Annotated in this window: 17 protein-coding genes and 2 rRNA genes; 12 read left to right on the forward strand and 7 right to left on the reverse strand. The window is 57.8% G+C overall.

Annotated elements, in window-relative coordinates; translation table 11 throughout:
- The first annotated feature begins 13 nt into the window (after positions 1 to 13).
- The 3 genes from AC3IT6_RS06680 to AC3IT6_RS06690 all read left to right on the forward strand — a co-directional run bounded on the left by AC3IT6_RS06680 (position 14) and on the right by AC3IT6_RS06690 (position 3,563).
- Positions 14 to 2,907, forward strand: a 23S ribosomal RNA gene (locus tag AC3IT6_RS06680).
- A 151-nt stretch (positions 2,908 to 3,058) separates the two neighbouring features.
- Positions 3,059 to 3,174 (forward strand): 5S ribosomal RNA (gene rrf / locus AC3IT6_RS06685).
- Positions 3,175 to 3,371: 197 nt separating this feature from the next.
- Complete coding sequence (locus AC3IT6_RS06690) at positions 3,372 to 3,563, forward strand: YegP family protein (RefSeq protein WP_150724330.1); 192 nt, start codon at positions 3,372 to 3,374, stop codon at positions 3,561 to 3,563.
- Positions 3,564 to 3,613: 50 nt separating this feature from the next.
- On the opposite strand, the gene AC3IT6_RS06695 is transcribed toward AC3IT6_RS06690, so the two are convergent.
- Complete coding sequence (locus tag AC3IT6_RS06695; protein ID WP_223448965.1) at positions 3,614 to 3,820, reverse strand: hypothetical protein; 207 nt, start codon at positions 3,818 to 3,820, stop codon at positions 3,614 to 3,616.
- 251 nt (positions 3,821 to 4,071) lie between these two features.
- On the opposite strand from AC3IT6_RS06695, the gene AC3IT6_RS06700 reads away from it, so the two are divergent.
- Together AC3IT6_RS06700 and AC3IT6_RS06705 are read left to right on the forward strand one after the other, a co-directional pair.
- Positions 4,072 to 4,998, forward strand: coding sequence for a LysR substrate-binding domain-containing protein (locus AC3IT6_RS06700; protein WP_056721301.1), 927 nt, complete (start codon positions 4,072 to 4,074; stop codon positions 4,996 to 4,998).
- A gap of 57 nt (positions 4,999 to 5,055) precedes the next feature.
- Complete coding sequence (locus AC3IT6_RS06705; RefSeq protein WP_489354671.1) at positions 5,056 to 5,421, forward strand: 5-carboxymethyl-2-hydroxymuconate Delta-isomerase; 366 nt, start codon at positions 5,056 to 5,058, stop codon at positions 5,419 to 5,421.
- Positions 5,422 to 5,424: 3 nt separating this feature from the next.
- On the opposite strand, the gene AC3IT6_RS06710 is transcribed toward AC3IT6_RS06705, so the two are convergent.
- The 3 genes from AC3IT6_RS06710 to AC3IT6_RS06720 form a co-directional block, all read right to left on the reverse strand.
- A complete protein-coding gene (locus AC3IT6_RS06710; protein WP_489354672.1) occupies positions 5,425 to 6,363 on the reverse strand; it encodes a LysR family transcriptional regulator in 939 nt (312 codons plus the stop codon).
- Positions 6,364 to 6,477: 114 nt separating this feature from the next.
- Positions 6,478 to 7,395: a DMT family transporter gene (locus AC3IT6_RS06715; protein ID WP_489354673.1), complete on the reverse strand. Its 918-nt coding sequence runs from the start codon at positions 7,393 to 7,395 to the stop codon at positions 6,478 to 6,480.
- Between the two features lie 13 nt (positions 7,396 to 7,408).
- Entirely contained in the window at positions 7,409 to 8,593 is a 1,185-nt protein-coding gene (locus tag AC3IT6_RS06720) for a cyanate transporter (protein ID WP_489354674.1), read from the reverse strand.
- Between the two features lie 496 nt (positions 8,594 to 9,089).
- Here AC3IT6_RS06720 and AC3IT6_RS06725 point away from each other — a divergent pair, with 496 nt between their 5' ends.
- From AC3IT6_RS06725 to AC3IT6_RS06745, 5 genes are all read left to right on the forward strand, one after another.
- Positions 9,090 to 10,472 (forward strand): glutamine synthetase family protein, encoded by a 1,383-nt coding sequence (locus tag AC3IT6_RS06725; protein ID WP_489354675.1) that lies wholly within the window; start codon positions 9,090 to 9,092, stop codon positions 10,470 to 10,472.
- 190 nt (positions 10,473 to 10,662) lie between these two features.
- A complete protein-coding gene (locus tag AC3IT6_RS06730; protein WP_489356494.1) occupies positions 10,663 to 12,312 on the forward strand; it encodes a phosphoethanolamine transferase in 1,650 nt (549 codons plus the stop codon).
- Positions 12,313 to 12,544: 232 nt separating this feature from the next.
- Positions 12,545 to 13,678: a ribonuclease D gene (rnd, locus tag AC3IT6_RS06735; RefSeq protein ID WP_150755678.1), complete on the forward strand. Its 1,134-nt coding sequence runs from the start codon at positions 12,545 to 12,547 to the stop codon at positions 13,676 to 13,678.
- Positions 13,675 to 13,968 carry a YcgL domain-containing protein gene (locus tag AC3IT6_RS06740; RefSeq protein ID WP_489354676.1) on the forward strand — a complete coding sequence of 98 codons (294 nt, stop codon included), beginning with the start codon at positions 13,675 to 13,677 and terminating at the stop codon, positions 13,966 to 13,968. The genes rnd and AC3IT6_RS06740 overlap by 4 nt, the downstream gene beginning before the upstream one ends.
- Before the next feature lie 119 nt (positions 13,969 to 14,087).
- Positions 14,088 to 15,020, forward strand: a complete 933-nt coding sequence (locus AC3IT6_RS06745; protein WP_489354677.1) for a D-2-hydroxyacid dehydrogenase — start codon at positions 14,088 to 14,090, stop codon at positions 15,018 to 15,020.
- A 124-nt stretch (positions 15,021 to 15,144) separates the two neighbouring features.
- On the opposite strand, the gene AC3IT6_RS06750 is transcribed toward AC3IT6_RS06745, so the two are convergent.
- The gene (locus tag AC3IT6_RS06750; RefSeq protein WP_489354678.1) at positions 15,145 to 15,738 is read right to left on the reverse strand and encodes a nitroreductase family protein; all 594 of its coding nucleotides are present in this window, start codon (positions 15,736 to 15,738) and stop codon (positions 15,145 to 15,147) included.
- A gap of 164 nt (positions 15,739 to 15,902) precedes the next feature.
- Between AC3IT6_RS06750 and AC3IT6_RS06755 the strand changes: the two genes are divergently transcribed.
- Together AC3IT6_RS06755 and AC3IT6_RS06760 are read left to right on the forward strand one after the other, a co-directional pair.
- Positions 15,903 to 16,352: a YcgN family cysteine cluster protein gene (locus tag AC3IT6_RS06755; RefSeq protein WP_095945369.1), complete on the forward strand. Its 450-nt coding sequence runs from the start codon at positions 15,903 to 15,905 to the stop codon at positions 16,350 to 16,352.
- Between the two features lie 35 nt (positions 16,353 to 16,387).
- Complete coding sequence (locus tag AC3IT6_RS06760; protein ID WP_489354679.1) at positions 16,388 to 17,617, forward strand: hypothetical protein; 1,230 nt, start codon at positions 16,388 to 16,390, stop codon at positions 17,615 to 17,617.
- A gap of 113 nt (positions 17,618 to 17,730) precedes the next feature.
- Here AC3IT6_RS06760 and AC3IT6_RS06765 read toward each other — a convergent pair whose 3' ends face one another.
- The gene (locus AC3IT6_RS06765; protein WP_489354680.1) at positions 17,731 to 18,108 is read right to left on the reverse strand and encodes a YgaP family membrane protein; all 378 of its coding nucleotides are present in this window, start codon (positions 18,106 to 18,108) and stop codon (positions 17,731 to 17,733) included.
- Between the two features lie 79 nt (positions 18,109 to 18,187).
- Positions 18,188 to 18,658 carry an RNA methyltransferase gene (locus AC3IT6_RS06770; RefSeq protein ID WP_150724345.1) on the reverse strand — a complete coding sequence of 157 codons (471 nt, stop codon included), beginning with the start codon at positions 18,656 to 18,658 and terminating at the stop codon, positions 18,188 to 18,190.
- Positions 18,659 to 18,698 lie beyond the last annotated feature (40 nt).

Here is an 18,698-nt window from a genome sequence, read left to right on the forward strand (position 1 = left end):
CTTGGGGTTATATGGTCAAGTGAAGAAGCGCATACGGTGGATGCCTTGGCAGTCAGAGGCGATGAAAGACGTGGTAGCCTGCGAAAAGCTTCGGGGAGTCGGCAAACAGACTTTGATCCGGAGATGTCTGAATGGGGGAACCCAGCCATCATAAGATGGTTATCTTGTACTGAATACATAGGTGCAAGAGGCGAACCAGGGGAACTGAAACATCTAAGTACCCTGAGGAAAAGAAATCAACCGAGATTCCCTTAGTAGTGGCGAGCGAACGGGGACCAGCCCTTAAGTGGCTTTGAGATTAGCGGAACGCTCTGGAAAGTGCGGCCATAGTGGGTGATAGCCCTGTACGCGAAAATCTCTTGGTCATGAAATCGAGTAGGACGGAGCACGAGAAACTTTGTCTGAATATGGGGGGACCATCCTCCAAGGCTAAATACTACTGACTGACCGATAGTGAACTAGTACCGTGAGGGAAAGGCGAAAAGAACCCCGGAGAGGGGAGTGAAATAGATCCTGAAACCGTATGCGTACAAGCAGTGGGAGCCCACTTTGTTGGGTGACTGCGTACCTTTTGTATAATGGGTCAGCGACTTATTTTCAGTGGCGAGCTTAACCGAATAGGGGAGGCGTAGCGAAAGCGAGTCTTAATAGGGCGTCTAGTCGCTGGGAATAGACCCGAAACCGGGCGATCTATCCATGGGCAGGTTGAAGGTTGGGTAACACTAACTGGAGGACCGAACCGACTACCGTTGAAAAGTTAGCGGATGACCTGTGGATCGGAGTGAAAGGCTAATCAAGCTCGGAGATAGCTGGTTCTCCTCGAAAGCTATTTAGGTAGCGCCTCATGTATCACTGTAGGGGGTAGAGCACTGTTTCGGCTAGGGGGTCATCCCGACTTACCAAACCGATGCAAACTCCGAATACCTACAAGTGCCGAGCATGGGAGACACACGGCGGGTGCTAACGTCCGTCGTGAAAAGGGAAACAACCCAGACCGTCAGCTAAGGTCCCAAAGTTATGGTTAAGTGGGAAACGATGTGGGAAGGCTTAGACAGCTAGGAGGTTGGCTTAGAAGCAGCCACCCTTTAAAGAAAGCGTAATAGCTCACTAGTCGAGTCGGCCTGCGCGGAAGATGTAACGGGGCTCAAACCATACACCGAAGCTACGGGTATCACCTTCGGGTGATGCGGTAGAGGAGCGTTCTGTAAGCCTGTGAAGGTGAGTTGAGAAGCTTGCTGGAGGTATCAGAAGTGCGAATGCTGACATGAGTAACGACAATGGGTGTGAAAAACACCCACGCCGAAAGACCAAGGTTTCCTGCGCAACGTTAATCGACGCAGGGTTAGTCGGTCCCTAAGGCGAGGCTGAAAAGCGTAGTCGATGGAAAACAGGTTAATATTCCTGTACTTCTGGTTATTGCGATGGAGGGACGGAGAAGGCTAGGCCAGCTTGGCGTTGGTTGTCCAAGTTTAAGGTGGTAGGCTGGAATCTTAGGTAAATCCGGGATTCTAAGGCCGAGAGCTGATGACGAGTGTTCTTTTAGAACACGAAGTGGTTGATGCCATGCTTCCAAGAAAAGCTTCTAAGCTTCAGGTAACCAGGAACCGTACCCCAAACCGACACAGGTGGTTGGGTAGAGAATACCAAGGCGCTTGAGAGAACTCGGGTGAAGGAACTAGGCAAAATGGCACCGTAACTTCGGGAGAAGGTGCGCCGGTGAGGGTGAAGGACTTGCTCCGTAAGCCCACGCCGGTCGAAGATACCAGGCCGCTGCGACTGTTTATTAAAAACACAGCACTCTGCAAACACGAAAGTGGACGTATAGGGTGTGACGCCTGCCCGGTGCCGGAAGGTTAATTGATGGGGTTAGCTAACGCGAAGCTCTTGATCGAAGCCCCGGTAAACGGCGGCCGTAACTATAACGGTCCTAAGGTAGCGAAATTCCTTGTCGGGTAAGTTCCGACCTGCACGAATGGCGTAACGATGGCGGCGCTGTCTCCACCCGAGACTCAGTGAAATTGAAATCGCTGTGAAGATGCAGTGTATCCGCGGCTAGACGGAAAGACCCCGTGAACCTTTACTATAGCTTTGCACTGGACTTTGAATTTGCTTGTGTAGGATAGGTGGGAGGCTTTGAAGCGTGGACGCCAGTTCGCGTGGAGCCAACCTTGAAATACCACCCTGGCAACTTTGAGGTTCTAACTCAGGTCCGTTATCCGGATCGAGGACAGTGTATGGTGGGTAGTTTGACTGGGGCGGTCTCCTCCTAAAGAGTAACGGAGGAGTACGAAGGTGCGCTCAGACCGGTCGGAAATCGGTCGTAGAGTATAAAGGCAAAAGCGCGCTTGACTGCGAGACAGACACGTCGAGCAGGTACGAAAGTAGGTCTTAGTGATCCGGTGGTTCTGTATGGAAGGGCCATCGCTCAACGGATAAAAGGTACTCCGGGGATAACAGGCTGATACCGCCCAAGAGTTCATATCGACGGCGGTGTTTGGCACCTCGATGTCGGCTCATCACATCCTGGGGCTGAAGCCGGTCCCAAGGGTATGGCTGTTCGCCATTTAAAGTGGTACGCGAGCTGGGTTTAGAACGTCGTGAGACAGTTCGGTCCCTATCTGCCGTGGACGTTTGAGATTTGAGAGGGGCTGCTCCTAGTACGAGAGGACCGGAGTGGACGAACCTCTGGTGTTCCGGTTGTCACGCCAGTGGCATTGCCGGGTAGCTATGTTCGGAAAAGATAACCGCTGAAAGCATCTAAGCGGGAAACTTGCCTCAAGATGAGATCTCACTGGGACCTTGAGTCCCCTGAAGGGCCGTCGAAGACTACGACGTTGATAGGTTGGGTGTGTAAGCGCTGTGAGGCGTTGAGCTAACCAATACTAATTGCCCGTGAGGCTTGACCATATAACACCCAAGCAATTTGCGTCGAAAGGCCAGATTGCGGTGTGTGAAGACGAAACGAACCGAAAGTTCGAGATACTCACAAAACACCAAACTATCACATACCCAATTTGCTGAAGCGCGGCCAACCGGTCACGACTCAGTACCCGAATTTCTTGACGACCATAGAGCGTTGGAACCACCTGATCCCATCCCGAACTCAGCAGTGAAACGATGCATCGCCGATGGTAGTGTGGGGTTTCCCCATGTGAGAGTAGGTCATCGTCAAGATTAAATTCCGAAACCCCTATCTGCGTATGCAGGTAGGGGTTTTGTTTTTGTCCCCAGGAAAGTTCGCACACGATTATTCAGGGTCGCCAGTGCGAAATATCCCCTGACATTGAAAGCAATCAGCCTGGAAGCTCCTCCTTTACTCTGGTTTCGCAGACCACTGATCTGCAGCCACCAGCTATCGCAAGGAGCGAGCAATGTATTTCGAGATTTACAGACAAATCCGCGGCACCGTTCTGACCGGCAAGGGCCAATGGCGTTGGCGGTTGAGGGCAGGCAATCATGAAACGATTGCCAGCGGGGAGGCTTACGTCAACAAGGCTGATTGTGTGCATGCAATCAGTTTGATCAAAGGGACCTGCGAGCAGACCCCGATCAAGGAAATCTAGATAGAGGGCGGTGAAGCTGCTCGTACAGAGCAGCTTCGTTTCAATCCGTCTTACGGCTGGGTATGGCCCAGTTTTCTCTTGATCAGTTCGTAGACGTCCTTGTGGGTGGAGTTGTGCAGGGATTTATCCTTGCAGGCCGAGGCTAGGAATGTCTTGACCTCTTCCCTGGCGTGCGGGTACAGGTTGGCGACGTAGTCGGCTTCGTGTGCCTGGGTGCAGTTGAAGTGTTTGTCGTCTTTGGCTTTGTCTCTGGCCATGGTGTCGCTCCTTGTGATTTCGCATGTTTTGGATGACGAGGGTGGTTTTTCACCTCGTGCGTCGCTGAGCTTAGGGGCTCGCGGGCTGCCTGCCAGGGGTTCCAGGTAAAAAGGAAGGGGCTGTAGGACAAAGCATGGAGCAGCATTTTGCTTAAACGTGAACGGCGTCAGGCTGTTGAACCTGAGTTGGATAGACGGCAGTCGCACCAGCTACCTAAACTGTCAGTAGATTTTGGGATCGGGGGCAGTGGATGAATCGCAACGAGCTTCGCAAGGCGGATATCAACCTGATGGTGGTATTCGAAACATTGATGCTCGAGCGCAATGTCACTCGGGTGGCGGAGAAACTGTTTCTCGGTCAGCCGACCATCAGTTCGGCGCTCAACCGCTTGCGTGCGATGTTCAATGATCCGCTGTTCATACGTGTTGGTCATCGCATGGAGCCGACGGCACGGGCCGAGGAGATCATCAGGCACCTGTCGCCAGCGCTGGATTCGTTGTCCGTGGCCTTGAGCCTGACCCATGATTTTGACCCGGCCAGCAGCACGATGTCGTTCCGCATAGGGCTGTCCGACGATGTCGAGTTCGGCCTGTTGCCGCCATTGCTGCGAGCTCTGCGCCAGGAGGCGCCCAACGTGGTGTTTGTGGTGCAGCATGTCGATTACTGGCGGATTCCCGACTTGCTGGCGTCTGGCGATATCACGGTGGGTATCAGCCAGACCCGTGGCTTGCCGGCCAATGCCAAGCGCAAGTTGCTGCGGCACATCCAGCCCAGCATTTTGCGCGCCGATGCCTCCGACACTCCGCTGACCCTCGATGAATATTGCGCGCGACCGCACGTGCTGGTGTCCCATACCGCCAACGTCAGTGGCTACGCCGACGAGTGGCTGGCGGACATCGGCCGCACGCGCCAGGTGGTGCTCTCGGTACCGCAATACAGTTCTTTGCCGGCCCTGCTTGCCGGGACGGACCTGATTGCCAGCCTGCCGGACTATACCGCCGAGGCGATGGCTGCATCGGGAGTGCTGTTCAAGGAACCCTTTCCGATCCAGACACCTACCCTGGACCTGTCCATGGTCTGGCTCAGTCATGTCGATACCGACCCTGCCGAGCGCTGGCTGCGCTCGCGGCTGGAAGCGTTCATGAGCGAGCGTGCGGTTTTGCCGCTGCCTGAATGAGCAGGGCGGTGCTGTGTTATATGTACGACCTTTCCACCCACTTACAGGAACTGACTCATGCCTCACCTGCACATGGAATATACCGCCAACCTGACTGATCTGAATGCCGATGTGGCATTGATGCGGTTGAACAATACATTGGTGGGTTCCGGTCAGTTTGCTGCCGAATTCGACATCAAGAGCCGCGCGGTCAAGGTCGAGACGTTCAAGGTCGGTACGGCACTGGCTGAGCGGGCGTTCGTGCATGTGAAACTGGCGCTGCTGAGTGGTCGTTCCGCAGAGATCAAGAAACAGTTGTCCGATAGCCTGCTGGCGGTAGTGCAGGACCTGTGTGAATGGCCGAGCAGCATTGAGGTCCAGTTGTGCGTGGAAATTCTCGACATCGATCGCGATTCCTACAGCAAGACCGCCATCAATAACTGAGTATCAGGCCGTTTCCTGGTCGATGCAGGCCCGGATCACTTGCGCTCGCAGCCAGGTGTTGGCGCTGTCCTGATCGACACTCTGGTTCCACTGCATGTCGAGGGTGAAACCCGGCAAGCCTTCGGGCGCTTCACAGTGATTGAAGGTGTCTGCACTGGCCAGCAATCGCTGGATGCGCCGGGGCAGGGTCAGGGCATAGTCGGTGCCGGTAATCAGCTTTAGCGCTGCACTGTAGCTGTTGGCGCGTGCGACGATCTGGCGCTGTTGTGCCTGCTGCGCGAGCCAGCCGTCGACCATGTTGGTGGCGGACGTCCAGGGTGTCGGGAACACGTGTCGACGTTCGACATAGGTTTGCAGACTCAAGCGTGGTTCCGCTGGCGTGGTGCGCTTGTCGAAAACACACACCAGATCGTCTTCCAGCAGCGTCTGCGATTTGAAATCGACGTGACTGCGATGAAAGTTCGGACCGAAGCACATCACCAGGTCGAGGCTGCCTTCGCGCAACGCTTCGGCAGGGATATCGGCTTCGAGTTTGAACACATTGACCATCACCGGAAGATCGGCGAGGTCGAAGGTTTTCAACAAGCGCGGCAGGATCAGCTGTTCGAAATATTCCGGTGCGCAGATGTTGAAGGTCACGGGTTGCAGGCCAGGGTCGAACGCGGGTGAGCTGGCGTGACACAGGTTGATGCTTTCGAGGATTTTCAGTACGTGAGGGTACATCGCGCCGGCCTTGCAGGTGGGCTGCATGCCACCGGTACGGGTATTGATGAACAGTTCGTCCTCGAAACTGGTGCGCAGTTTTTTCAAGCAGTAACTCACGGTGGACTGGCTGACGCAAAGCGTCTCGGATACGTCGGTGACGCTGTTCTGCTCATACACGGCGACGAACACCATGAGGTCCTGCATGTCGAGTTTTCTAAGCGAATTACTGTTCAGCATCCATTGCGTCTCGCTGCGTCCCTTGCGCTGACCGTGTGCAAGGGTGGGTGAATGATCCTAGCGGAATGAGCGAGCCGGGAAAATGCCTTGCAGGACGTTTCCCCCAAGACCCTGTCAGCCCTGGACCATCGCCGACACCGTGCGGCGGCTGGATATCAACAGCGCGAACATGCCAAGACCCACCAGCACCGCGCCGGCCATTTCCAGCGGCAGCGGCATCTGGCGTCCCCATAGCCAGTGAAACAAGGTGATGAACAACGTGCTCAGGTAGATGTAGGAAATCACCGAGGACGGTGCGATCACGACTATGGCCCGGTGCAGCAGCCAGAACGTTGCCAGGGTGGCGAACACGGCCAAGTACATCAGCCAATAGAAATCGTTGAGCGTCAGTAATGATGCCGAGCGCCAACCGCCACTCAATCCACAGAACACCAGCAGGAACAGCGCACCGAACAGCATATTCCAGAACGTCATGGACACCGGCCCGCGTCCCTTGAGGCTATCGGCTTTCAGGCGCTGGCTGAGGGGGGCGTAGAGCGCCATCGCCAGGCAGCCGATGCCATACACCGTCAATGCATAGGGCGATGGCAACTCGCCGGGGCCAGTGTCTTTCATGATCAACAAAACCGCCCCGGCGGCGGCGAGCAGCATCGGCACAATCCGTTGCTTCAGACGACTGTCAGGTGTTAGTACGGCTTCGAAGCCCAGAGTCATCAGCGGCACCAGCGTGAACATCGTCCCAGTGTTGACGGCCGAGGTGTAGCGCAATGCTTCGAACAACGAGCCGAAGTACAGCGCCAGCAGCAGGCCGAGTACCGCGTGACCGAGCAGCCCACGGGCGGTCATGACGGCATCGCCTTTGAGCAGCAACAGCGGTAGAAACACCAAGGCGCAAAACAGCAGACGCAAACCGGTCAGCAGGATCGGGTCGATGGCCTGGCTGACTTGCGCCGCCGCGGAAAACGATGCGGCGATCAACAAGGCCCAAAGCAGCATGCTGGCGTGAGCGATGGCGAAACCTGTGGTTTTCATGGCAGGCTCCGGGTCAATGGATGTGGCGGCTGTAGTGCCTTGGGTTGAAGCGCAAAACCATCAGCATCATCAGCGCCATGACCGCGGTGAGTGACCACCAGGCCCATTCAAAGCTGCCGAGCCGGTCGCGGATGATCCCCGCCAGCAGCGGCGACAGGCCGGCGATCAAGTAGCCGATGCCTTGCACGAATGCGGTCAGGCCACCGGCTCGCAATGGATTGTCCAAGTGGTCCAGCGATACGATCAGGCTCATCGGGAACAGGCCGCCAATGCCCAGCCCCAGCAGGCATGGCCACATCAGGCTCAAATGCTGTGGGCTCAGAATCAGTCCGCAGAAGCCGGCGATGATCAGTGTCAGCAATACCATCAGCACGACGCGGCGGTCGCGGCTGCGGTTGGCGATGACGGGCGTCAGCAGGCCCGACAGCACTTCCATGGCGGTCAGAAACCCGAGCAGCAATCCGGCGTTCTGCTCGCTCCAGCCTTTTTCCACGTAGTACGGCGCCAACCAGGCCAGAACACAGGTGTAGGACGCAGTGCCCAGGCCAAAGAAAATCGCGAGTAACCATGCGCGGGAATTGGCGAAGTACGAATTTTTGCTGGATGCCTTCGAATCCAGTGTTGGCATCCCCGCGCTTTGGCTGCGCCAGAAAAGCAACGCCAGCACGGCGAGAACGGTCCAGATCGCCAGGCCCATACGCCAGCTTCCAGTACGCGCCATCACCAGCGGCGCAAAGGAAGCCCCCATGGCGGCACCGCCCATGATCGATGTGACGTAGAGCCCCATGCACAGGGCAACGTGGTCGCTGAAGCGGGATTTGATAAGCGCTGGCATCAGGGCCTGGATCAGGGCGATCCCGATCCCTGCCAGTACTGCGCTGAGGAGCAACTCCACGGCTGAATCAAGGAACAACCGCGAAAGCGTGGCCACGCCGATGATCAGCAACGAGAACATCACCGTGCGCTGGTCGCCGAATCGCTGGCTGACGCGCAGGCCGACAAACATCGCCAGCCCCATGGCCGTCACCGGCAACATTGTCAGCAGTGAAGCCTGGCTGAAGCTCAGTGCAATGTCGTCGCGAATCGCCGAGAGCAGAGGCCCGACAGCGGCCATGGAAGGGCGCAGGTTCAGGGCAACCAGGACAATGCTGAACATGAGCCAGAGGGCAGGTCGGGAAGTGGCTCGGGTGTTTTCCATGATCGGACCTTGAACAGAAGGGTTCCGATTAGGCGCGCGAGGCCCGAAGGGGGCAAATCAGAAAGTCTGGGGTGGTATTTAGAAATCAAATACAGACCTTCTCCTACAGAAGGCATCACAAAACAGCCAAATGTTTAGTCAGACGACATCCAAGGTTCTTCAAATCCTCATTTAACGACTTAAGCCATCGTGTGACGCTGCGGGTCATCTGTTTTCTGCGGTTCTCTCTATGGGCGGTTGGCCAGTCGCAATCCACTTCAAGGCATCCATCGACGTTCGAGCGTCGAGACTTGGTCGTCGATTCACGCCCGCCACCACGCCAAATCTCTCTGCACTACCTTCTGAACTGGCTTTCTGGGCGCTGTGGCATTGCCGCCATGCGCGCCCGCCGGATTCCCGCTTTTTCCGCTGATAGTTCCTACATATTCCGCTTTATGGCGGGATTAAAGTGCGGGTGCTTTTGCGTACCTGTCTGACACGGAAAAAGAGAGTTCCCATGAGTTGTGCCACGACCTCGTTTGCCACCAAGCAAGAAGCGCTGACCTTTCTGGAGCAGAACCCGGATATTGAAATGTTCGAGCTGTTCATCCTCGACAACAACGGTGTGCCGCGGGGCAAGTTGCTGCATCGTGACGAGTTACTGGCGGTGTATGAAAGCGGTCGGCCATTGCCGAGCACCATCCTTGGCCTGACCATCAACGGCGATGACGTGGAAAACTCCGGGCTGGTCTGGGATGTCGGTGATATCGACTGCCGGGCTTACCCGATCAGCGGCAGCCTCACGCGTATGCCGTGGCGTCTGATTCCGACGGCGGCCGTGCAGGTCAGTATGCACCCGACGGAGGGAATGCCTGCCACCATTGCCGATCCTCGTCATTTGCTGGCGAAAGTCATCGAAGGTTTGCAGGCTGACGGTTATTACCCGGTCATGGCGGCGGAATTGGAGTTCTACCTGCTGGATCAGCAACGCGACACCAATGGCCGACCGCAACCGGCACGGGATGTCGATGGCGGGCGTCCGCGCGGCACCCAGGTCTATGGTTTGCGCGAGCTTGAACAGATCGAGCCGTTCCTGGCCGATCTCTACAGCGCCTGCAAACTCCAGGGGATTCCGGCGCGCACGGCCATTTCCGAATACGCGCCGGGGCAAGTGGAAATCACCCTCGAACACCGCACCGACGCGCTGCAGGCGATGGATGAAGCGGTGCGCTACAAGCGTCTGGTCAAGGGGGTGGCGCACAAGCACGGTATGACAGCCTGCTTCATGGCCAAGCCTTTCGATGACCTGGCCGGCACCGGGATGCACATGCACGTGAGCCTGGCGGACAAGGACGGCAACAACCTCTTCGCCAGCGAAGCCCCGGATGGAACGCCACTGCTCAAGCAGGCCGTCGCAGGCATGCTCAGTACCTTGCTCGATTCGCTGTTGCTGTTCTGCCCCAACGCCAACTCCTACCGTCGATTCCAGGCCAACAGCTATGCGCCCCTGGCGGCCACCTGGGGCGTGGACAATCGCACCGTAAGCCTGCGCGTACCTGGCGGGCCGGCGTATTCCCGGCACATCGAGCATCGAATCTGTGGCGCAGATGCCAACCCCTATCTGGCGGCTGCGGCGATTTTGGCCGGTATTCATCGCGGTATCCGCGAACAACTCGATCCTGGTGCGCCGGTGGAAGGCAATGGCTACGCCCAGGCAGCGAAACTGTTGCCGACCGACTGGCTGACCACCTTGCGATCGCTGGAAGGTTCGAGTTGGGCCAGGGAAGCCTTCGGCGGCGAATTCCTCGGCGTCTACCTGGCGGTGAAGCGCGCCGAATATCGTCAATTCATGGGAGAGGTCGGTGAGCAGGACTGGCGCTGGTATTTGCATCAGGCTTGAGTCGAATCTGAATCGGGGCTGAACCATTCTCAAATAGTCTGAAAGTGTCAGGCGGACTTAATAAGCCAACTAATTGTTGGCTTATTTTTCACAAAAAATTGATTGTTGGCTGCCTAAAATTACAGCTGTCTCGGTAAATGAAATTTTCACATTTGCCGAAGATACTTATTTTCAGGATCCGCCAAATATCATGCTTAAGATTAAAGCTGTGCGCCCTGAATGGGTGACACTGATTGCCAGCACGTTTTTGTTAGTTGGCTTCAATTACGTACTTTGGCAACACCTGTTCGAAATCACCGCATCCGATGGCAAAGGCATCGTCATGCGCGTAGCCTTCGGAGCGATGATCTTCGCGGCCTTCAACATTGTGCTGACCCTGCTGGCATTCCGGCCGGTGCTCAAACCGATCCTGACCCTGCTGTTCATGACCAGCGCGGGGGTGGCGTATTTCATGAGCCAGTATGGTGTTCTGATCGACACCGGCATGTTGCGTAATTTTGCTGAAACCAATGCCACGGAAGTGCGTGACTTACTGTCGCTCAAGTTGTTTGTGTATATTTTGCTGCTCGGCGTTTTACCGTCCTGGCTGTTGTGGAAGACGCCGATTAATTATCGTCGTTGGCACCGTGAACTACTCAGTAAAGTTCTTGTGGTTTTTGCCTCGGCAGCAGTCATTGGTGGTGTTGCACTGGTTAACTATCAAGGACTGTCTTCGCTGTTTCGCAATCACCACGAGTTACGCCTGATGGTGGTGCCAAGCAACTACATTGGTGCCTCGGCTGGTTTCTTGCGCGAGAAAGTAGCGACGGCACGGCAACCCTTTGTAAGAATCGGTGAAGATGCCCAGCGCAACCTCGCCTGGCAAACTCACGGGCGCAAATCCCTGACGGTTCTTGTCGTGGGTGAAAGTGCCCGGGCGGAGAACTTCGGCATCCTTGGCTATAGCCGCGACACCACTCCGACACTGAGTAAGGAAGATGGCCTGATCGCATTCACCGATGTGCATTCCTGCGGTACTGAGACCGCCGTATCGGTGCCTTGCATGTTCTCCAATATGGGACGCAAGGACTACAACGCCAGCAAGGCAAAGAACGAAGAAGGCCTGCTGGACGTGCTCAAGCATGCGGGTATCGACGTGATCTGGCGTGACAACCAGTCAGGCTGCAAAGGTACGTGCGATCGCGTCACCGTTGACGACGTCAGCAATCTGAAGGACCCGGCGCTGTGCGCCAACAGTGAATGCCGCGACGAAATCCTGCTGCAAGGGCTGCAGCATTTCATCGATACCCTGGACAAGGACACGGTATTGGTATTGCACCAGATGGGCAGCCACGGTCCGGAGTACTTCAAGCGTTATCCGAAAGAGTTCGAGCGCTTCACCCCGGTTTGCGAGAGTAATGCCCTGAACAATTGCAGTCGCGAAAGTATCGTCAATGGCTACGACAACACCTTGGTCTATACCGACCATGTGCTGTCGACCTTGATCGATCTGCTGCGCAGCAACCAGGACAAAGTGGATACCGCGATGCTGTATCTGTCGGACCACGGCGAGTCCCTGGGTGAATACAACTTGTTCCTCCACGGCACGCCTTACATGCTGGCACCGGAGCAGCAAAAGCATGTCGCCATGTTTGCCTGGTTCTCCGACAGCTATAAAAAGTCGTTTGCGGTAGACACCCACTGCCTGCAACAGAGCCGTGAAAAGCCCCTGAGCCAGGACAACCTGTTCCATTCGATGCTTGGGCTGCTGGAGGTCAACAGCAAGGTCTACAACCAGGATCTGGACATGTTTGCCGGATGTCGTGGTCCAGTGACCGACGGCGTGTTGGCCAAGGGTTGATCGCCTGTGACTCTGTTTCACGCAACGACCGCCGACCTGGTTTTTGGCCGGTGTTGGCCGGGCACGGTGATTCTCGCGACAGTCCCAGGTGCTGGGTAAGACCAGCCAACCCGGCTTTGTAGGACTATTCTGTATGTCACGCAGTAATTTTCGCTAACGCTCTTGTTCAGTGGATGCGCGGAAATCGCCGGGGGCGATATATACTGCGCGCCATTCTTCAAGGGAGAGCCGTGTGGCCATCGATATTCACTGGATTCGCGACAACGATAGCCTCGGACGGTTGTGCGCCGAGTGGCAACAGTTGCCATTCGTTGCCCTCGACACCGAATTCATGCGGGTCGACACCTTCTACCCGATCGCCGGCCTGCTGCAGATCGGTGATGGCGTTCGCGCCTATCTGATCGACCCGCTGACCATCGACAACTGGCAGCCATTGGCCGCGTTGCTGGAAAACCCGGCGGTGCTCAAAGTTGTCCACGCGTGCAGCGAAGACCTCGAAGTCCTGCTACGCCTGACTGGCAGCCTGCCGACGCCACTGTTCGATACGCAGTTGGCTGCCGCTTACCTGAACCTCGGTTTTTCCATGGGCTATTCGCGGCTGGTGCAGGAAGTGCTCGGCATCGACCTGCCCAAGGGTGAAACCCGTTCCGACTGGCTGCAACGTCCGCTTTCCGAAACCCAGATCAGCTATGCCGCCGAAGACGCCGTGCATTTGGCTGAAGTCTTCGTAAAGCTGCGTCCAAAGCTGTCTGACGAGAAATACACCTGGGTCCTGGAAGACGGCGCCGAACTGGTGGCCAACCTGCGCCGCGAGATCGACCCGTACGAGGTCTATCGCGATGCCAAGCTGGCCTGGAAGTTGTCCCGCGCTCAACTCGCCGTTTTGCGTGAGCTCTGCGCCTGGCGCGAAAAGGAAGCCCGGGTCCGCGACCTGCCGCGCAACCGGATTATCCGCGAGCATTCGTTGTGGCCGCTGGCGCGTACGCAACCGGATAACCTCGGTGCCCTGGCGAAAATCGAAGACATGCACCCGCGTACCGTGCGTCAGGACGGCGAGTTTCTGCTTGATCTGATCAAGCGCTCTGGCAGTGTGTCGCCTGATCAATGGCCGCCAGCCGTGCCGGAGCCGTTGCCGGTGGATGCCGCTGCGCTGCTCAAACAAATGAAGGCCATAGGCCAGGCCGAAGCCGAGCGCCTGAACATCGCGCCGGAACTGATGCTGCGCAAGAAAACCCTGGAAGCGCTGCTCAAGAGCGGCTTCCCCAATGGTCCCTACCAATTGCCTGATTCGCTGCGTGGCTGGCGCCGCGAATTGATGGGCCAGGCGCTGCTCGACAGCCTGGCCACCGCCGGAGAACAGCCTTGAAACGTATTTGTTCCATCTACCGCAGCTCGAAGAGAAACGAAATGTACCTGTATGTGCTCAAGAGCGATGCTCTGGAACGCGTGCCGGATCCCCTGATGGCAGCCTTCGGCAAGGCCATCCACGCGTTCGACCTGGTGCTGAGCCCCGAGCGCAAGCTGTCGCGCGAGGACATCGCGGTCGTGCTGGAAAACCTCGAAAAACAGGGCTATCACCTGCAAATGCCGCCTGCCGAAGACGAGTACATCGAGCACTTGCCGGAAGAACTGTTGCGTCGCAACGATCCGATGTGAGCGGCAGACAGACTCTGTTCAGAGTGGTTATGAAACACTGATTGATTTTGGCGATGGCTGCATCGATGGAGCAGCGCTCCGTCGGCGACCGTCTGCACCGTTTTTGAAAGGTTTGAAGCATGCGCGTCCTGATTGCTGAACACGACCACCCCGTGTACGCCCAACTGTTGCGCGAGGCGGCACCGGACCTGGAGGTGCTGACCAGCGGTGATTCCGCCGAACTGGCCAGCCAGGCCGCCGATTGCCCGGTGTGGCTCGGCCAGCCTGATTTGCTGGCGACCCTGTTGCGCCAGGGCCATCAACCACAATGGCTGCAATCGACCTGGGCTGGCATTACGCCGCTGCTGGCCGATGGTTTGCCGCGGCACTATCGGCTGACCCGTGCGGTCGGAATCTTCGGCCAGGTCATGGCCGAGTACGTGCTCACGTACATGCTCGGTCACGAACGTGAAGTACTGGCGCGACTGGTCAGCCAGGTCGAGCGCAAATGGGACAGTCGCCATGGCCAGAGCCTGGCGGGGCGCAAGGTGTTGATCGTCGGCACCGGTGATATCGGTCAAAGTGTCGCGCAGTTCCTCGTACCGTTCGGCGTCGAGTTGTATGGCGTGGCCAGCACGGCGCGGGGGCAGGCACCGTTTATCGAGGTCGGTTCGCTGGCGGATTTGCCGCGGCTGGTCGGTGAAGTCGATTACGTGGTCAACCTGCTGCCGAACACGCCGGAAACACACGATATCTACGACGCTGCGCTGTTCAAGCAGTTCAAGCCGACCGGATTGTTCATCAACGCCGGGCGCGGTGTGGCGGTGGTCGACGCGGATCTGGTGGATGCTTTGAAGGAAGGGCACTTGGCGGGCGCGGTGATCGACGTGTGCCGTCAGGAACCCTTGCCCCAGCGTCATCCGTTCTGGACGGCCTGGGGTCTGCTGTTGACCGGCCACAGCTCGGCACCGACTTCGCCTTCGATGATGGTGAAGCTGTTTGTCGAGAACCTGCGGGCGTATCAGGCGGGAGAGGCGTTGCGCGGGGAAGTGGATTTCGATCGCGGGTACTGATTCACCGCCATCAAAAATGTGGGAGCGGGCTTGCTCGCGAATGCAGGGTGTCAGTCACTGTAATTGTCGACTGACACCCTGCATTCGCGAGCAAGCCCGCTCCCACATTGGTATGTGTAGTGGCTTAGAGGGTGAAATCACCTTCAGCCGCCAACTCGCTCAACGGCCGACGCGGGCTGGGTTCTTCACGGGCTTGCAGGTAATCCGCCAGGCTCGCCTTGTCCCCCAGCTTGCCCACCGCGACGGCCGCGTGCAGGGCGTAGCCTTCAGGAATGTTCAGCTCCTTGCGGGTCAGCTCCTGGTCAAAGCCGGCCATGCCGTGGGTGTGCCAGCCGCTCAGGCTCGCTTGCAAGGCCAGGTGGCCCCAGGCGGAACCGGTGTCGAAGGTGTGCCACAGGGCCGGGGTTTCTTCGGTGGCGCCAGGCGCGGTGAAGGTGGTTTTCGAAATCACGATCACCAGGGCCGACGCATGTTGCGCCCAGCTGCGGTTGAATTCGTTCAGCAGGCCCAGGTAACGCTCCCAGTTCGGCGTGTCGCGACGTGCGTAGAGGAAGCGCCAGGGTTGCGAGTTGTAGGCCGAGGGTGCCCAGCGGGCGGCTTCGAAGAAGCTCAGCAGGGTTTCCTCTGCAATCGTTTCGCCAGTGAAGGCGCGGGGCGACCAGCGATCGGTGAACTGAGGGTGAATGGCGTAATCGGCAACGCGTGGGTTGGCGCTCATCAAGAGATTCCTGGCTACGTTTGAAAGTGGGAGCAACACAAAACCCTACTTGGCAGCGCAAAAACTGACAAGCCCGTTCTACCGACAGTCGCCAATGCTTGGCCCAAAGGGCTTCGGGCACTAGACTGGCGGCCTTTTCACCACCTGATGTCGATGCTCGAACCATGGCCGCCAAAGTAGAACCGTTCTGGATACGCAAAACCCTCGATCAACTCGATCAGGAGGAATGGGAGTCGCTGTGCGACGGCTGTGGATTGTGCTGCCTGCAAAAGCTTGAAGACGAAGACGACAACAGCGTCTATTACACGCGCATCGCCTGCAAGTTACTGGACCTGAAAACCTGCCAGTGCAAGGACTATCCCAACCGTCGTGATTCCGTACCGGACTGTATCCAGCTCACGCCGGGCAAGGCCGACGAATTCAAATGGCTGCCGCCGACCTGCGGCTATCGCCTGGTCAGCGAAGGCAAGGACCTGCCGTTGTGGCATCACCTGGTGTGCGGTGATCGCGATGCCGTTCATCACGAGCGGATTTCCCAGTCCGGGCGCATGCTCGCCGAAGGCAGCGTTCCGGAAGATGATTGGGAAGATCACCTGATTTTCCGCGCGGGCTGATTGCCTGAGGTTCAACATTTCACGAAGGAGTGTGTATGGCTGTGGGATGGCGGCAGGCGTGGATCCTTGGATTACTGGCCGTGAATTCGCCCGCATGGGCTGCGAACAAGGTCAATCTGGATTACCACGTGCGCCTGTTGCCGCAGAGCGATCAGGCCGAAGTGCGCCTGACGCTCGCCCAGGGGGCGGCGGTACGCAGCCTGGATTTCAACCTCGGCGACGGCAGCCGCTACAGCGACTTCAAGGCTGACGGCCAATGGCAGCTGACCCCCGGTAAAACGGCGCGTGGTGTCTGGCGTCCGGCCGCCGACAAGGCCAGCCTGACCTACCGCGTGAACATCAACCACGGGCGCAAGAGCGGCAGCTTCGAGACGCGCATGACGCCAAACTGGGCGTTGATGCGCGGCGACGATCTGGTGCCGGTTGCCAGGCTCGATCAACAGGACGGCATCGAACTGGTTTCACGCCTTGAATTCGAGCTGCCCGGTGGCTGGAAAAGCGTTGAAACCGCGTGGCCACGAATCGGCCCGAATAAATTCCGTATCGACAACCCTTCCCGACTGTTCGACCGGCCCACGGGCTGGATGCTCGCCGGCCAGCTCGGCAGCCGCCGTACTCGTCTGGGCGAGACCGAAGTCACTGTCGCCTCACCGCTGGGGCAGGGCATGCGCCGCATGGATGTGCTTACGCTGCTGACCTTCGTCTGGCCGCAAGTGCAGGCGCTGTATCCGCGACACCCGGGCAAACTGCTGATCGTCGGGGCCAATGATCCAATGTGGCGCGGCAGCCAGTCGGCGCACGAGTCGATCTATCTCAACAGCCGTCTGCCGTTGGTCAGCGAAAGTGGCACCAGTGCTCTGGTCCGTGAGTTGGCCCAGATGTTCGGGCGTGTCAACGGCACTCAGCGCAGTGACTGGATCAGCGAAGGCTTTGCCGAGTATTACGCCATCGAACTGGTGCGCCGGGCCGGGGGCATGAGCGATGAGCGCTACGAGAACCTGCACGGCAAACTGCTCAGGAGCAGCCAGAAAGTCACCACGCTGCGCGGTGAACAGATCACAGCGGTGCAGGTGGCCAGGGCGGTGGTGTTGCTGCAGGAGCTGGACCGTGAGATTCGCCTGAAAACCCACAACAAGCGGTCGCTGGACGACGTGTTGCGCGGGGCGATGCGGCAGGGGGATATCGATACCCAGGCGTTTGTTCAGCTCAGCGAGAGCGTGATCGGTGGTTCTTCAAAAGTGCTCAGTACCGAGTTGATTCAGTAATACCGCCATTCGCGAGCAAGCCCGCTCCCACATTTGATCTGTGCCAGACACAAAACCAATGTGGGAGCGGGCTTGCTCGCGAAGAGGCCAGTGGCTTCAGCGAAAATCCCGATTCAAACCCCGGTCTTCGGCGACTCCAACGAATCATTGCCGGTAACGGTGGCGGTTTTGGTCGCCGCCTCGGCATTGGCCTTCAACTGGCTCAGTTCTTCCCCCGCCCGCTGGATTTTCGCCCGCACGTTATTCATGTCCTGACGGCCTTTCTCCAGCAGGCTTTTCGCCGAGCTGTGGCCGGTGATACCACGGGCCAGGGCCACGCCGCCGATGGCCACCTGGATCAGGCCAAAGATCCCGCCACGCCGCAGCCCCTTGCCCACCATCACCACGCCGCCGGCCAGGGAACCGATGCGTTCCCAGCCCTGCACGTTCTGCTCGGAAGGGCTCTGGAACGGGGTGGATTCGATACGCTCGACGCGTTTGAGTTCGCTCATGGTCTGTCTCCAGGCTTCAGGGATCGATAGTCAAGCTGACAGCCGTGGCGGGCAGCTCGTTCAATCGGATGTGCGGCGATTAGCGGAATTTTGGCCCGGAGCGGGTATTGAGCCCCTTGGACATACGGTCGTAGAGCACGACGTTGACCGTGGCGGCCAGGTTCATGCAGCCGGTGGTCGGAATGTAGACCACGTCTTCGCACCAGTCGCGAATCTCTTTATCCAGCGATCCGTCTTCCGGGCCAAAGATGTAGAGCGCGCGATCCGGGTGGGTGTATTCCGGCAACGGGCGGGCGCCGTCGACGAGTTCCACGGCGACGGGCACACAGTTGAGGGGCAGGATTTTCTTCAGGTCGTCGATGCCGATCAGCGGGATGTCGTAATGCACGCGCTTGGTATCGGTGACGAAGTCGGCGGCGCGCTCATAGCGCTTGCCGGTGTAGAACACCGACGCCACGCCATAACAGCCAGCGGCGCGCATCACCGAACCGACGTTCTCCGGTGATTTGGGGTTATACAAACCAATGCAGCTGTACCGTTTGTCTGCCACGAGCGGGGTGCCTTTCGGAAAAAAGCGCGATTATACGGGG

The sequence above is a fragment of the Pseudomonas sp. KH_017 genome (assembly GCF_057840285.1).